The sequence below is a fragment of the Hafnia sp. CBA7124 genome (assembly GCF_002355555.1).
In the GTDB taxonomy this organism is placed as follows: Bacteria; Pseudomonadota; Gammaproteobacteria; order Enterobacterales; family Enterobacteriaceae; genus Hafnia; species Hafnia alvei.
Window position 1 is genome coordinate 1,860,483 of sequence record NZ_AP017469.1, and the last position, 14,705, is coordinate 1,875,187.

Annotated in this window: 16 protein-coding genes; 13 read left to right on the top strand and 3 right to left on the bottom strand. The window is 48.1% G+C overall.

The window, feature by feature from the left end:
* Positions 1 to 44 precede the first annotated feature (44 nt).
* The 8 genes from CPY98_RS08515 (at position 45) to CPY98_RS08550 (ending at position 8,247) form a co-directional block, all read left to right on the top strand.
* Complete coding sequence (locus CPY98_RS08515; RefSeq protein WP_096387319.1) at positions 45 to 1,295, top strand: TadE/TadG family type IV pilus assembly protein; 1,251 nt, start codon at positions 45 to 47, stop codon at positions 1,293 to 1,295.
* A gap of 357 nt (positions 1,296 to 1,652) precedes the next feature.
* On the top strand, positions 1,653 to 2,195 hold the full coding sequence (locus CPY98_RS08520) for a hypothetical protein (RefSeq protein ID WP_025801741.1): 543 nt from the start codon (positions 1,653 to 1,655) through the stop codon (positions 2,193 to 2,195).
* Positions 2,196 to 2,248: 53 nt separating this feature from the next.
* Positions 2,249 to 2,764: a hypothetical protein gene (locus tag CPY98_RS08525; protein WP_043492881.1), complete on the top strand. Its 516-nt coding sequence runs from the start codon at positions 2,249 to 2,251 to the stop codon at positions 2,762 to 2,764.
* Between the two features lie 16 nt (positions 2,765 to 2,780).
* Complete coding sequence (locus CPY98_RS08530) at positions 2,781 to 5,345, top strand: TcfC E-set like domain-containing protein (RefSeq protein ID WP_096387322.1); 2,565 nt, start codon at positions 2,781 to 2,783, stop codon at positions 5,343 to 5,345.
* Complete coding sequence (locus tag CPY98_RS08535) at positions 5,332 to 6,045, top strand: hypothetical protein (protein ID WP_043492888.1); 714 nt, start codon at positions 5,332 to 5,334, stop codon at positions 6,043 to 6,045. The genes CPY98_RS08530 and CPY98_RS08535 overlap by 14 nt, the downstream gene beginning before the upstream one ends.
* A gap of 3 nt (positions 6,046 to 6,048) precedes the next feature.
* Positions 6,049 to 6,942, top strand: coding sequence for a hypothetical protein (locus CPY98_RS08540; RefSeq protein WP_096387325.1), 894 nt, complete (start codon positions 6,049 to 6,051; stop codon positions 6,940 to 6,942).
* Between the two features lie 12 nt (positions 6,943 to 6,954).
* Positions 6,955 to 7,467: a hypothetical protein gene (locus CPY98_RS08545; protein ID WP_025801751.1), complete on the top strand. Its 513-nt coding sequence runs from the start codon at positions 6,955 to 6,957 to the stop codon at positions 7,465 to 7,467.
* Between the two features lie 144 nt (positions 7,468 to 7,611).
* Positions 7,612 to 8,247 carry a LuxR family transcriptional regulator gene (locus CPY98_RS08550; RefSeq protein ID WP_043492895.1) on the top strand — a complete coding sequence of 212 codons (636 nt, stop codon included), beginning with the start codon at positions 7,612 to 7,614 and terminating at the stop codon, positions 8,245 to 8,247.
* A 63-nt stretch (positions 8,248 to 8,310) separates the two neighbouring features.
* Here the strand turns inward: CPY98_RS08550 and CPY98_RS08555 are convergent, their stop codons facing one another.
* The 3 genes from CPY98_RS08555 to CPY98_RS08565 form a co-directional block, all read right to left on the bottom strand.
* A complete protein-coding gene (locus CPY98_RS08555; protein ID WP_096387328.1) occupies positions 8,311 to 8,811 on the bottom strand; it encodes a YbjP/YqhG family protein in 501 nt (166 codons plus the stop codon).
* Positions 8,811 to 9,179 carry an NlpC/P60 family protein gene (locus tag CPY98_RS08560; RefSeq protein WP_025801757.1) on the bottom strand — a complete coding sequence of 123 codons (369 nt, stop codon included), beginning with the start codon at positions 9,177 to 9,179 and terminating at the stop codon, positions 8,811 to 8,813. Before CPY98_RS08560 ends, CPY98_RS08555 begins: the two co-directional genes overlap by 1 nt.
* A 235-nt stretch (positions 9,180 to 9,414) precedes the next feature.
* Entirely contained in the window at positions 9,415 to 10,749 is a 1,335-nt protein-coding gene (locus CPY98_RS08565; RefSeq protein WP_046449965.1) for an AppA family phytase/histidine-type acid phosphatase, read from the bottom strand.
* A gap of 395 nt (positions 10,750 to 11,144) precedes the next feature.
* Here CPY98_RS08565 and eutS point away from each other — a divergent pair, with 395 nt between their 5' ends.
* Genes eutS through pta form a run of 5 tightly spaced genes read left to right on the top strand, consistent with a single transcriptional unit; the run spans position 11,145 to position 14,633 of the window.
* Complete coding sequence (gene eutS / locus CPY98_RS08570) at positions 11,145 to 11,480, top strand: ethanolamine utilization microcompartment protein EutS (RefSeq protein ID WP_025801761.1); 336 nt, start codon at positions 11,145 to 11,147, stop codon at positions 11,478 to 11,480.
* Positions 11,481 to 11,482: 2 nt separating this feature from the next.
* Positions 11,483 to 11,944: a EutP/PduV family microcompartment system protein gene (gene eutP / locus CPY98_RS08575; protein ID WP_046449964.1), complete on the top strand. Its 462-nt coding sequence runs from the start codon at positions 11,483 to 11,485 to the stop codon at positions 11,942 to 11,944.
* Entirely contained in the window at positions 11,944 to 12,696 is a 753-nt protein-coding gene (gene eutQ / locus CPY98_RS08580; protein ID WP_096387331.1) for an ethanolamine utilization acetate kinase EutQ, read from the top strand. The genes eutP and eutQ overlap by 1 nt, the downstream gene beginning before the upstream one ends.
* Positions 12,697 to 12,733: 37 nt before the next feature.
* The gene (gene eutT, locus CPY98_RS08585; RefSeq protein ID WP_096387334.1) at positions 12,734 to 13,588 is read left to right on the top strand and encodes an ethanolamine utilization cob(I)yrinic acid a,c-diamide adenosyltransferase EutT; all 855 of its coding nucleotides are present in this window, start codon (positions 12,734 to 12,736) and stop codon (positions 13,586 to 13,588) included.
* Positions 13,578 to 14,633, top strand: coding sequence for a phosphate acetyltransferase (pta, locus tag CPY98_RS08590; RefSeq protein WP_051874126.1), 1,056 nt, complete (start codon positions 13,578 to 13,580; stop codon positions 14,631 to 14,633). The genes eutT and pta overlap by 11 nt, the downstream gene beginning before the upstream one ends.
* Positions 14,634 to 14,705: the final 72 nt, after the last annotated feature.

A 14,705-nucleotide genomic window follows, 5' to 3' on the forward strand; every position in this document is an offset into this window, starting at 1 on the left:
AAGAAAGCCAGCAGTCGTGGAACCTTGAATACTAAGGAGCAACTATGTTTGTGTACCAACCATTGTTAGCCAGTATCCGACGCTTTAAACAGGATCGTAGTGGGGCATTTGCGATTAGTTTTGTCATGATGTCTGGCTTTTTACTCAGTATGGCGGCTTTTGGGCTGGAAGGATCGCGCTATATTACCGAACGTGCGCGTCTTTCCGACGCGATGGAGCAAGCTGCTCTGGCATTAACCGCAGAGGATAACGGCGACGGCGCGCAGCGAAATTATGATCTGTCGAGTGACTATTTTCGCGCCTATATGCGTCATGACGTTGACGTGTTTAAACCCAAGGTCATTGTGAAAAGTGGTATTTCATCCAATAACCAAAATCTGTCCTACGTAGAATATCGCGTCAGCGGGCAGACGTTGCAGGACTCTTGGTTTTCCTCTAGTTTTTTTCCTAGCTTTGACGATCAGGTCGTGATCGGCGACAACGGCGCTGCGCGTAAATTTCGTTCAAACATGGACGTGATTTTTGTCACTGACTTTTCAGGTTCAATGAATGAGGGATTTGGCGGCAGCACAAAGCTGACTGAGCTCAAACGAATTGTACTGAAACTCTCCGATGAACTCTTTTCCTACAATATTGACAATAAAGTGGGATTTGTTCCTTTTGGTTGGGGCGGCAAAGAGGGCGCAAACTGTGATTTTCCTTTTGTCAGTAATGGCCCAGTGCCATCAGATGTCCTTTCCGGGGGTAATTACAAAGCGTTAGAACGCTATGTGAATATTGCGGGCAGCGTCGCAGCCATTCCGAACCCAGTGCATGATATTCAAATCCCGCTTTCGGCCGTGAATGCCAGTACCTGTCTTCAGCAGAGCTCTTCGTGGAAAGTACCGCTGACCAGTAATCCAAGTGAAATAAACCAGATTAATAATATGACGGCCTTAGGTGGTACCTTGGTCAGCTCTGGTGTTCTGCTCGGGGTGCCTTATTTAGCCTCAGGGACAGCCTCAAGAAAAGTTATGGTGATTGTTTCTGATGGGACGGATGACCCCGGAGATATCTCTATTACACCAAACCTTATTCAAGCAGGTATGTGCGATAAAATCCGCCAGGTACTCAGTACGGATGAATCAGTGGGAAAAATTTCATTTATTGGGATTGCTTATTCTCCTACCGTAGATTGGAAAAGCTGCGTAGGTGATAAAAACTTCTATCTGCCTCAAACGATTAGCGAGCTGGAAGATGACTTGCGGCGCGCCGTATTTGAAGAGGTGGGGCATAATATTCTTAAAGATAATTAAATTTCATCTTAATTCATAGGTCTTACTTTTATCGCTTTAATTACTGCTAAAGCTTTGTGAGGAAAAGTGAGGTTTTTTTCAAGAATTAAACTGAGCTATTTCGTAAGCTTGCTTTCGTAATATAACGACGCCGATATGCGAAAAAAGTAAACGTGCAATAGGGACTATTGCATCGCAACGTTTAACTATTTATTTAACGATGCGTACTGCTTTTTTGTCAGCATTGTCGTCTGCCTATTACGCAATGAAACAGAATAGAACGGATAAATATTATTGCTGGAGAACTATTTATTTTCCTGCGTGATATTGCTCTATCTGTAAAAGATGCATTTTATATAACAAGGACTTAATTTTTAAATGAAAACCAAAACTATGTTGTCTGTATTGGCCGGTCTAGTGATGTCTGCTTCTGCAATGGCTTCTACGCCTGCCAGCTATGATACCAAGTTCAACGTTAGCGCCAACGTTCCTGATAGTGCAACTATCACCGATCCAGGTGGTCGTCCTATTACCGATATGGACGTAGAGCTGACGCCAGCGGCATCAGGCTACATGGAAGCACAAACCACAGCGTTGAAACTCTGGAACAACGACGTGACCAAGCTTGAAGTTGCTCTGACCATGGATGACAGCCAATCTGTTACCGGCGACGCGTTCACCCTGTATAGCACTCAGGGCGGCACGCTCAACGATATGACTTATAAAATCAGCAGTATCACTTCTGCCGGGAGCCAGGAGTTCGCTGCATCAGGTGATTCTAAAGACTTTACTCTGAATGCAAACGGTACTCATGGCGAACTGCCAGTGATGTTTAAATTTGTCTCAGATAAAACCTATGATTCATTGGGCCAAGGTCATTATACCGGCGTTGTCTACGCTAACGTAAATGCCAAGCCTTAATCCTCTTCATTAAATCAGGCCAGGGTCAGCATTATGCTGGCCCTGTTTAAAACATGATTAAAAATAACTGTGCCGCCGGAATTATTGCCGTGCTTTTGTTATGGAGTCAGGCAGCGTTTTCTGTACCCAATTCGCAGGTCGATTTGGATGTCTCTGCTGAGTCTATAGCAAGAATCGCCTTATATTATGAAGATAAACCACTGAGTGGTAAAGAGTTTGACTTCCCATTACCGATCAACGGTATTTCTCAAAAGTTTGAAAAAACGTCGAGTTTTTTTCACCTAGTGGGAAATGTGAAAAATGCTGAGATTGTATTTTTAGAGAAACAGTTTGTTCTTCCTCAGGTGTTTGGGGGCAATACGCATATTAATCTTGATGGCAGCTTTATTCATCAAGGAATAGAAACCGACGCCACTAAAAATCTACGCGTGCCTGTTTTAAAAGATATTAGTCAGGCCACCACGGCAAACGGCGTCAAAGTCAAATTTATTTCTGAATTGTTAGCCGGGAATTATACCAAGGGTAAATACGCAAATACCTTTACTTTAATTGTAATGCCTATTTTATAGATAGAGACAGAGAATAATGAATAATAAAATAACTGCCAGCATTGTTATTCTTGGTGTCGGTTTTGGCTGCGCATTAACTCCGCTGATGGCGTCTTCTATTCCGCTTCCCGCTGGCTTTGAAGACATTTTTAATGCCAAACAAAGCGGCGTACTTGATATTATTTATGCAGATTCATCCATTGGTTCTATTGGCGTGGAGTTCGACCAAAACGATGTTTTGTTGATGTCACCTCAGGTGATTGTTGATCAAATAACCGCCGTGGATATGCCCGCGCTCAGCGTGTCCGCCGCTGAGCTGCTCAAAAAACTTTCTGTTCCGTTACGCCGAGTGAATAAGCAAGGTTTTTCACAGGATGAAATTGTCGCAACGGTTAATGAATCGGATGCGTCAGTGCATCTGATATTTCCCGCCTCGTTGTTTAAAGCGGGCGATAAGGCCTATGACAAAACCTATATTCCACACCGCAGTCTTGCCGGCTTTGTTCATAGTCATAATCTGAACTATCTCTCTGATACCTATGGCGATAGTTTAAGTTTATCTTCCAACGATACCTTAAACCTTACCGGTAATAGCTATGTGAAAGGCGCCTGGAGTTATTCCAAAGAAATTGATTTTAATTTGGATGAATTAGCGCTGTATCTTGAGCATGAAAATACCCGTTTTAAAGCTGGGCGTCAGCGGTTAAGCGATAATTTGGTGTCCAGTACGCCTTCGGTCACCTACAGTTTTTTTAATCCCGTTAGCTTCGACGGTATTTCGCTGGGGTATATGACGGATAACTATTTAAACCCTGGTGACGGTGCGGCCTCGCCGGTGACCGTCTATTTGCCGCAGGCCGGTACGGTTGAGGTCTATCGCAACGGGCGTTTAATCGACCTACAGCAGTTTCCCGCCGGTTTGCAGCATTTAAAGACAGAAGGATGGCCGTCCGGCGGTTATGACGTTTTGCTGGTTTCTAAGCTAGTGAACGGCAGCCGTGAAGAGAAAATACAGCCTTTTCTCAAACGTAATGGCTCGTTTCGGTCCGGCGATTTGGAGTATGTGGTTCAGCTCGGGCGCTATGACGATCATCAGGGGAAATTTTCGTCGAATCGCTACTCTTGCCGACATTGTGACAAAGACGACAACGATCCTAATCAAAACGGTAGTCCGAGCCACTTCGCCGGAGTATCTATGGGATATACCACCAATTCTGTGATGTCTTTAGGCAGTGGATTCCTCCTTGATAACGAGGATGGTTATGCCAATGCTAGCCTAGATTTGCCGGTTAATAGCTGGTTTGCCGAACATCTTTATGCCGATGGCGTTATGGGCGTGGATGGCAGCACGGGCTATCAGGTTGGGCTAATGAAAAACCTGTATGCCTTAAGCATGAACTTGAGCTATCGCGATAACCGATTTAAAGGTGATGAGCAGGATTATCACCGCTATGGTTTGGTTCCTGCCTACGATTTTGAATATCTCCAGTTTGGTGCGAATACCTTTCTACCTTGGAATATTGGTCTAGGTGTTAACTTCGGCTTGAATACGCTGTATCAAGACTACGGACGGCAAAATAAAACCGAATTTGAAAGCTGGGATGTGAATTTAAATCGCGACTTTACGCTGTCGGATTACCTTAATTTACGCGTCGATCTGGGCTATCACCGAGGTATTAATGAGCTGGTTAACCGTTATTCTCATAACAGCGCCACGGAAGATAAAGTTTTTGCTCAGTTTACTCTCGGCATGCGTGAGCGCAGCTATAACCATTACCAGTCGCTTTATTTGCGCTCACGAATGAGCGATGAGGGCAGCAAACAAAATATCTACAGCGCCGATTATTCACTTAATTTAGACAACCCAGAGTTCGATCGTGGGGGGAAATATACGGTCAACGCCAGCGTCAATCATGGGCCAAACAGCGAGAATAATAGCGGTGCAGGTATCGTTATGGATAACGATTATGGCTATACCTCGGTTGGCGTATCTAAATCTTTTGGTAATAACAGCTATAGCCAACAATATCTTTCTCAACGCAGCGGGTTCGCTATTGGTGAGGGTGAGTTCGGATATGGCAAGGTCGACAATACCGCCGCGCTGATTGTAGATGCTAGCTCATTGCCTGAAGATCAATATTTTGAAGTGCGTAACCGGAGTAATGAGCCAGTTGTGGTTGAGGGCGGTAAAAAAACCACGCTCACGATTCAGCCATACCAAAAAATATCGCCAAAGGCTGAACAGGTTTATACCACCGACACTAACGCATTCTATAACCTTTCGACTCAATCATCTTCAACCTGGGCCATGCCGGGGCAGGTCTATCACGTCAAAGTGAACGCCACGAAAAATCAGACGGTCACCGGACGCTTATATCTCGACGGTGTGCCGTTAGCCAATGCTCGCGTGGTAGGTGGCAATGCCATGACCGATGCTGAAGGCTTATTTGTGGGTGACTTCACGTTAGATACCGACAGCCAGCTAGATAAGTTGAAGGTGAGTAAAGAGGGGCAAAATTATGTGTGCCCGCTAAATAGTTCAAACGTCAAAATGACTCAAGGCATTATGCAAATACGTGAGGTTAATTGTGAAACTGAGTAAATTGGCAATTCTGCCAGTGGGTATGGCTATGCTAATGACTGCGGGACTGTCGCAGGCCATTGAAGTTTTTCCTATCGTGAAAGAAATTAAACAAGAAACGCCGCGTGATAATTTTATTACCGTTAAATCAATGTATCGCGCGGTGGATAGCGTAGACGTTAATAAGTCAGAAAATAAGAGCTACGAATTTGTCACGCTGGAGCTATTCCATATTACTAATCCAGGCGACACCAAGGAAAATAAGGTGAAAGAACTCGGTGCTCAGGATCCGACGTTAGTTTTTTCACCCACCAAACTGATTATTCCCTTTGGCGAAGAACGCAAAGTGAGAATTATGCCGCTGAAGCCGGTTGAACGTGAAACCGTATATCGCCTGCGTATTCGGCCAAGTTATCCAGAGCAAGAAATGGATAAAGGCAAGGTGCGCTTTGCCATCGGCTATGACGTTTTGCTGCGTTATTTACCCGAAGGTAAGCGAAATCAGGGGCTGGCAGTGACCTGTAGCAGTAATCAGTGGACGTTGACGGCAACCGGTAACGTGCGTAGCGAAATGCGTGATTTAGTAATCGATGGGCGTAAGGACAAAACCATATTCAATGTGTACCCAGAGCATTCGCGTACGTTGGCGGTGCACAACAACTTGGCATTTAACATGGATGGCAAACTTTATACTTATGAAAAGTGCCAGCTTAAGGAGTAATTCATGAAATCTCCGGTGTTATTTGCTGCGTTGCTGCTACAGGCAAGCAGCGTGATGGCGGGTGCTTGGGTGATTCAGCCCCAGCCGAATGGCGCTATTCGTATGCTCCATGAGGGGATCAGCGATGCGAGCGGAGCAGATACGCTCACGATGCGGCAACCTGCGAATAAATCGCTGACTTTACTGGTTTCTCCCGCAGGCGGCGGACGCTGCGAGGGAGGCGATCTAGTGCTCGGTTCGCTCCGTTTCCCATTGCAGCTTTTTATGCAGGAACGTGCCGTCGTATGTGGCGATCTGGTGAAGTTTTCAGCTCAGCCGAATGAAACGCGGGTAGGGGTGCGGGCAGTAAATCGCAGCGTTAAAGGGGAGCGCTCATTCAGCGAGTTTGGTGCGTTTCCACGCGTTCAGGTAGGTAACGTTAGCTTTAACGTTGAGGGCGATAGCAGTGGTGAAAATTACCCTATCTATCTGGATCTCACCGCATTACAAACCGACGCGGTCACGATTCAGGCCTCTTTTGATAAGCCAGCACTATCGATGGGGTTAGTGGGCGAACTCAACGACGCGACGGCTAATGCACGCTTAAAGATAGCTAAAACGTTGCAGTCGGGCGATGAAGCATTGCCTTATCTTCTGACGTTCGAGTCTACCCAGCAGCATGATAATCACTACCAGCTGCGAGCGTCGAAAGGAGCCCTGTCGATCCCGTATCGAATAAGTATTGACGGCAAAGAGATAGTGCCTGGTTTTCAATATCGAGGAACGATCCCAAGCGGCACAGCAACGGTGGATTGGGTGGATATCCAATTTGCCCTGAGCGGTAAATCGACCCGTGGATTGGCCGCGGGAACACGGCTGATCGACACATTGACGGCTGTTATTACGCCAAATAGTTAAAGGAAAAGCGACATGAAATATTATTTAGCGCTCAGCCTCGCGGCAATGTCATTGATGACGGTAAGTAGCTCACAGGCTGCGATCTCGGTGAGAACCAGCATCGATGTACAGGCTGAAATTAGCACCAGCGTGCGGGTTTATGTGGCCGGAAACGATGTCACCAATGGTTCGATTAGTCTGAAGCTCAACGATAAAAATGGCTATATGTACGGTGTTACGCCCGCCTTTAATTTTGTGGGAAATGCCAGCGCGGTCTCTCTTTCATTGAATACGCCTGCGGGGAATCTGCTGATGGGGGATAACGGCGATACCATGCAGATAAATCCTGCGTGGATCCGCGTGAATGGCGGGGAGGTTTCAGCGTCATATCCGCTGAATAATCAGGTTGTTTATCCTACGGTTCAGGATATTCCCGATCCTTCTCAGGGGGTAAAAGTGCAGTTTACCTCGGCTAAACGCAGTGAAACTTATCCACTCGGCACCTACAGCGGAACGTACGAAGTTATTGTGACGCCATCCGTGTAATCCTATTAGGGCATTTAAGCGTGATTAAATGCCCTAATACCGGTAGTTAGATATTTATTATTGAATAGTAAAAGCGATAATACTCATTCGATCAAGGAGTTGATTGGAGGTGGATATTGCTTTTATTTTATCGGGGCTTAATGAGTGATAAACATCTTTTTTGATGATAAGAATGAATATTATAAATTTGGGCTGTTAGGGCTATTGCATGAGATTATAGAGCTCCATACCGATCAAAAAACACATCTCTTGGGATTACGGCAAAACTTATCGCGGGCGGATATTATTATTCGCGCTTATCCCGCAGGAGCAGAAACTTTATGTCACCCAGAGCTGATAGAACGTAAACCAGGGAGCTTATTGGTCGGAATTTATGAAGGGGATATACAGACGTTAAACTCATCATTAATGCCGTACTGCTTTGATAATGCAATTTTTATTCATCGAACAGAGCCGATAAAACGCTTGGTGAACCGAATTCTGTTTGCATGGATGCGTGCAAAAGTGAAAATTGATGGAAAAGCGGGCTGTCGGAAAGGGTGCCGTGACTGCAAATCGGTGGAGCTTTCGCTGCAAGAAATAAAGATCATTAGCTATATCTCTCATGGCTTCACTATTGCACGTATTGCGAATATTTTAGGGCTCAGCGTTAAAACTGTAAGTGCGCATAAACGCCGTGTAATGCGGAAGTTTAATATTAAAAACAACGTAGAATTAATTACGCTATGCAAAGTGACGCTGCAAATAACCAATCAGTCTAAAGTGTGTTTTATTCCTTAGTGCTCAGATGGCGATATAACCCTCCTTCTCCTAGCAAGTTAAGGAGGATTATTGCATAGAAGATCACTCGGCAGGCATAGTTGCGGCTAAGGCTTTTGCTGAAGCAATTGCTCGGTCGTCGAAAATGTATTGTTCCGTATTGCCTGAAACATTACGGACGCGGTAGATTTTCCAGTCTTTATCTTCTAGCCGGAGATAAACCTCAATTTTAATATGTTTCGTATCCTCGACGCCTAGCCAGACATCAACCACTTTGCCCCCCATGAAATCTCTCGCATGGCCAACCTTTAGCCGAGGTATCCATTCTGGAGCGTAATCCTGCGTGTAGGTGAAGTAGTCCGCCCCCGTTATTTCCTGCTCGGAAATTGCATGAATTTCCATGAGTCGCCGTGCGGTATCGGTGGCAATATACTTGCAAGAAACTGATGAATCGTCTTTGATCTCCGATGTGCCATCGGCATAAGCATGCAGGTATTGTTGATAAAAATCCTTCGTTCGCTGTTCAGCGCTTTGGTGCACACAACCCGAGATGAAAAAAATAAAAATCAGGATTAAGAGGCGCATTAGTCTTTCCTGTAAATTATATAAGGTGGTTTATGCGAGCGGTAGCCTGGGCCGCCCCACATATCTCGTTGCTGAAAGTCAGAGAACCAGTTGGTGCCATCGAATATGGCCATATGTCCCTCAGGCCTGCCTCCGGGATATGGCTGAATAACGACAACGTCACCTTCCTGCGGTGTTTCCCCTGAGCTTATAGAACGAAATCCTGCGCTTTCAAGCAGGCTACCATAATCTTTAGCTTCGCCGGTTCTGCCAATATTAAGGCCACCCGCTTCGATAGCATGTCGAACAAACATAGCGCAGTTATCACTAGAGCTAGAACCTGCATGCCAGCGTGCATAGCTTGAAGCTTTATTTTTATTCCATGACATAAGTAATCCTTTATTAATACAGGTAGCTAAATTTTGTTAATACATCATCAATTTTATGAAAATGATTTACATAAAATGCCATAGAAAATAATGAAATAAGGATGCAAGTAATATCTTTTTTTTATAAAGCATTAGGAATAAAAAGGGGGGGTTAATTTATATTATTTAAATATAACACAGTGTTTTTTCTGTGGTCCCTTCCCCTAATTGGGGGAAGGGTTCCAGTTGATTATAATTATTGACACTCCACCAGTTCGTTTTGTTTCGCCAGACGCGTGAAGGTATCTAGCGGACAATATCCTTCCGCGGTTTGATCGTCACATCCCGGTATTTTTAGCGCAACGCTGCCCGCGGGCTTATCCAGAGTGAGTGGGGTTTGATTACGCAGCTGTGCCAGCGTTTGATACATCATCTGCACGCTCACGTATTTTTTCCCTGCATTATCTGACCAACGTTCAAAAACTAAGGCACCGCCTGGAGGGGTGTTATCCGGCTGGCCGGGTAGCGTCCACGACATACCGAGCATGCCCGCGATATTGGCGATATTGGTATCATGCCCCGCAAGAAACAGGATCTTATTATCCGCTGATAAATCGGGCAAATCGCGCGCGCTAGTCTGTGATTTGATTGCGCTGACGATGGTTTGCAATAGCGGTGTGCCGTTATGTTTGGCGATGTAAGGCGTGCGCGACATCAAATCAAATTGCGCGTTGTGTAGCGTTAGCAAAGCGTTCCAGTCTTGCTCTGAATGGATTTTTCCCCACGCGGCATTTGGCATGCCCTGCGCATGTTCAAGCAGGAAAATTTCGGCCAGCGTTGATGACAAACCTACGGCTCCGTCAAGTGCCACTTTATTGCCATTGTCTTTGATGGAGAGCTCGCTTGGCATAGCTTGTGCGAAATCGCAGGTTTGGCCTGCGCTATGTTGCTGGCAGTACGTTGACTTTGGAAAGTTCAGCACGCTGCTCATCAGCGCCAGTGCAGGGCGGTAGTGCTGGTTTAGCTGAGCGATGGGCATACCGGCCTGTTGCTCGACGGCCTGCTGTACCTGCGTTTTCTCCATGGTACAGACACCGGCTTTCACCGGATGAAATAGCGGATCGGCCTGCTTAAGGTCTTGCTGATGATGAATACTCAGATGGCACTCAGGTGCGAGCCCCGCCAAAAACGCCTCGCCTGTTTTCCGAGTGCGCTGATCGACGTCTGCCCAAACATAGACATCATTCGCCGTTGGGCAACGATCTTTAGACAAGATCCCCAACTGCTGAAACTTCTGCCGATAGAATCCACCCATCAGGCTCACCAAGTGCTCGCCCCTCGGTGTGATATACCCCAGATTGACCGGCCACTCAGGCCATGCATTAGGCGTAACGTCACGCATGGTTTGTGTCATTTTGGTCGGTGCTCGAACGCCATGGCGGCTGAGAATAACGACCTTTTCAAGCTGATATCCGGAAGGTTCGGTTTCGCTGGCGTAGCTTGCCGTGGTTAGCATGCTGGCGGCGATGAAAGCCAGAGGCATACGCTTTAGCAACCGAGTCGGACTGTGTGCAAACAGAGAAATTGTCATTTATCGCCTCTTGATTTTCGAATTGTCATATCCGTGATTGCGGCGTGAAAACACGTATGTAGGAAGCCGATTCTGAGCATAGGCCGCATGCGAATCACTATACGCCAGAAGCGAAAGCGGGCGGAGTGCCTGCGACAATTTTACGCGTGACGGTGAGGGAATATTTAACTCTGCATCAAAATCCTCTGGCTAAAAACTCTCCGGCTGTGACCCACTTCAACCTTTCTGTTTGTGTGCCGATTTTTGTTATTCCCTTTTCTTTATTGCTGCGAGGATGACCTCAGATGAGTGGGCGCTGCCGTTAGGTTAGTCACCATAAGATGATTTCAATCACTTTATGGGGCTGAACGTAACCGTTGTAGCAGCGGGGATTGAGCTGAAAAACAGGGGACACAATGGAAAAGGAACGGATTATTCAAGAGTTTGTTCCCGGTAAGCAGGTGACTCTGGCTCATATCATCGCGCATCCCGGTGAGGATTTAGCCAAAAAGATAGGCGTTCCCGGTGCAGAAGCCATCGGCATTATGACGTTAACGCCGGGGGAAACCGCGATGATTGCCGGTGATTTGGCAACCAAAGCGGCGAACGTGCAAATCGGGTTTCTCGACCGCTTTACCGGTGCGTTAGTGGTTTATGGTTCGGTCGGTGCGGTGGAAGAGTCACTACAACAAACGGTCACGGGGCTGGGCAATTTGCTCAACTATGCCGTGTGTTCGTTAACGCGGAGCTAACGATGACGCGCGCTATTTTTGTGGGCGCGGTCGGCGCCGGGAAAACAACCTTATTTAATGCGTTACAGGGTGATTACTCGCTGGCCAGAAAAACGCAGGCCATTGAGTTTAATAACGAGGGCGATATTGATACCCCCGGAGAATATTTTAGTCACCCACGTCTCTATCACGCGTTAATCAATACGTTAGTTGAGTGCGAATTGCTGATTTATGTTCACGCGGCCAACGATCCTGAATGTCGTATTCCAACAGGATTACTGGATATTTATCCGCGCTTACAGCGCATTGCCGTGATCAGCAAAGCCGATTTGCCCGACGCAGATGTGGCAGGCGTAAAACAGATGCTGGCAGAGGCCGGATTCAAGCCTCCGATGTTCGTGGTGAACAGCCACTCGAGCGACAGCCTAGACGAATTTAAGGCATTTTTGACCGCCCAATACGGTCAGGACAAAAGGGTTAAGTGATGAAAAAACTGATCACGGCGAATGACATTCGCACCGCACAGGTTCAAGGCCAAAAGAGCATCAACATCGTTTTAGCCGACTACATCGTAACGCCAGAGGCGCGCGTGGTTGCCGAGCAGCTTGGGGTTGAAATCATTGAGCAATTAACGGCGGCACCGTCAACGCCCACATCTGCTGCAAACACGGTCACGGATGTTCAAACTGCTGTGCCGCAAGAGGGCAGCTCGGTCGCAGAGCGCCAGTGTATTCGTGAACACATCTTAGCCCAGTTGCCAGAGGGAAGCGTGACAGAAACATTGCTCGCGCAGCTTATCGAAAAGGTACAGCAAGAACAGCGCGCGCAGAAGCAGCCAGCGGCTGCATCAAATAGCAGCGCCCAGCCGAGCTTTCGCTCAGTGACGGGTAAAGGTGGGGTCAAGGTCGTGGATGGATCTTCCGTAACCTTTGGCCGCTTTGACGGGGCGAAAGAGCATCAGGTCGGGCTGACGGATCTGATCACCGCGCAGGACGGCAGCAGTATGGCCGCGGGATTCATGCAGTGGGAAAACGGTTTTTTCCCTTGGACGCTGAACTACGACGAAGTTGACATGATTTTGGAAGGTGAACTGCATATCCGTCACCAAGGTGAAACGCTGGTAGGCAAAGCGGGCGACGTGATGTTTATCCCGCGCGGTTCGAGCATCGAATTTGGTACCACCAGCCATGTGCGTTTTCTTTACGTGGCTTGGCCCGCTAATTGGCAGGAATGCTAAGAGCCTACTGGGATAGGCCCTAAGCAGGGGGACGATTATGACAACTTTTATCACTGAAGACTGGTTACGAGCCAATCATACCCTGAGCGAAGGGAGCGAAATTCGTTTGCCATCAGATAGTCGCATGACGCCATCGGCGCGTGAGCTGATAGAAGGGCGTCGTCTGTTGGTGAAATTTCAGGACGAGCAAGGGCGGTTATTTGTTGCTGCGTCGCTGGATGAAGATAAAGCGCTGCCCGACTTACAGCCGGTGCATGGGCTGACCAGCCAAGATCGCGCGGCGGCGGCAAGCTGTGAACTTTGCCATCAGGCCGTTGTGGATAAGCCCGATACGCTGACTCACCTTAATGCGCAGGTTATGGTCGCTAAAAACGATCCACGTTTGGCGTTTCGTGCCCGTTTGGATGCCAGCATCGCCACCGCCGTCTGGCTGCAAAGTGAACTGAGCGCGATGGCGTCGGCAGCCCACTGGCTGGCTGATATTCGCTCGCTGCTGGGCAACATTATGCGGGCTGATGCCTTGGATATTCCGTTGGCGGCTCAGGAGATTGCCGGGCTGACGGCAGATGAGCTGCATCGCTTATCACACCAGCCGCTCAAATTCCTCGGGCACGATCATATTGTTCCCGACGTAAATCAAGGGCGCGACGTTGCGCTGCTGAATTTGCTGCGCGCCTCGGTGCGAGAAACGGAGATCACGGCGGCCAAGGTGTTTATCGGTGCTGATTATCATGTGCAGAAAGCTGATTTGCTACAGGCGCTCAATCGCTTATCCAGCGCCGTATATGTGCTGATGATCCTGTGTGTGCGGCAAAATAGGCACCAAGGCGAATGGCCGAGCGCAGAACAGCTTAAACAATCGATCGCACGCGGAGGCGCTCATGCTCATTGATCGCTGCCGCCGCCTAGCGCAGAACCATCCGCGGCGGGTGGTGTTCCCCGATGCCTTGGATAAGCGGGTGCTTGAGGCCGCGCACTATCTATTACATCACGGTTTAGCTCAGCCCATTTTGCTCGCCAACCCTTTTGCCCTGCGCCATTTCGCGCTGAGTCACCGTTTTACGTTGGACGGCATAACGGTGATTGATCCGCACAATGCCGATGATTGGCACAGCGAGTTTTGCCAGCGTCTAACGCAGCGTTTGGGTGAGAAAACGCCCGCTGACTGCGCAGAGAAAATGCGTCAGCCGCTGTGGTTTGCCGCGGCGATGGTGACCGGGGGCAAAGCTGATTTATGCATTGCCGGAAATCTCTCATCAACGGCGGCGGTATTGCGTGCAGGACTGCGGGTTATAGGACTTCAAGCGGGAACACAAACGCTGTCCTCGCTCTTTTTAATGCTGCCGCCTCAGGGCGATCACACGCTGGGATTTGCTGATTGCAGCGTGGTTCCTCAGCCCACGTCGGCGCAGTTGGCGGATATTGCCATCAGCAGCGCGGACACCTATCACGCCATTACGGGCGAAGAACCTCGCGTGGCGATGCTGTCATTTTCCACCCGCGGCAGCGCCAAACATCCGGCGGTGGCTTCAGTACAACAGGCGACGGAGTTGGTTCGTCAGCGCGTACCGGCCTTAACGGTGGACGGCGAAATTCAGTTTGATGCGGCGTTTGTGCCCGATGTTGCACGGCAAAAAGCGCCAGATAGCGTATTAGAAGGGCATGCCAATGTGATGGTATTCCCTTCGCTTGAGGCAGGAAATATCGGCTACAAAATTGCTCAGCGTCTGGGCGGGTATCGTGCTTTAGGACCGTTGATCCAAGGACTTAATGCACCTATGCATGATTTGTCTCGCGGATGTAGCGCGCGTGAAATTATTGAACTGGTGCTGGTGGCGCAAACGCAGTGCACGCCGCCAATTGCGCCAGTCACAGCGAACAAATCGGTAACGCAGCGCCAGCCAGAAATGGCGGCATCTGCAAATGAATTGATGTAGCCCACGCTGCTGCATCAAGTGAAAACGTGGTTATAAAACCGGTCCCAACGGGATCTCATTGAGAGGTATATA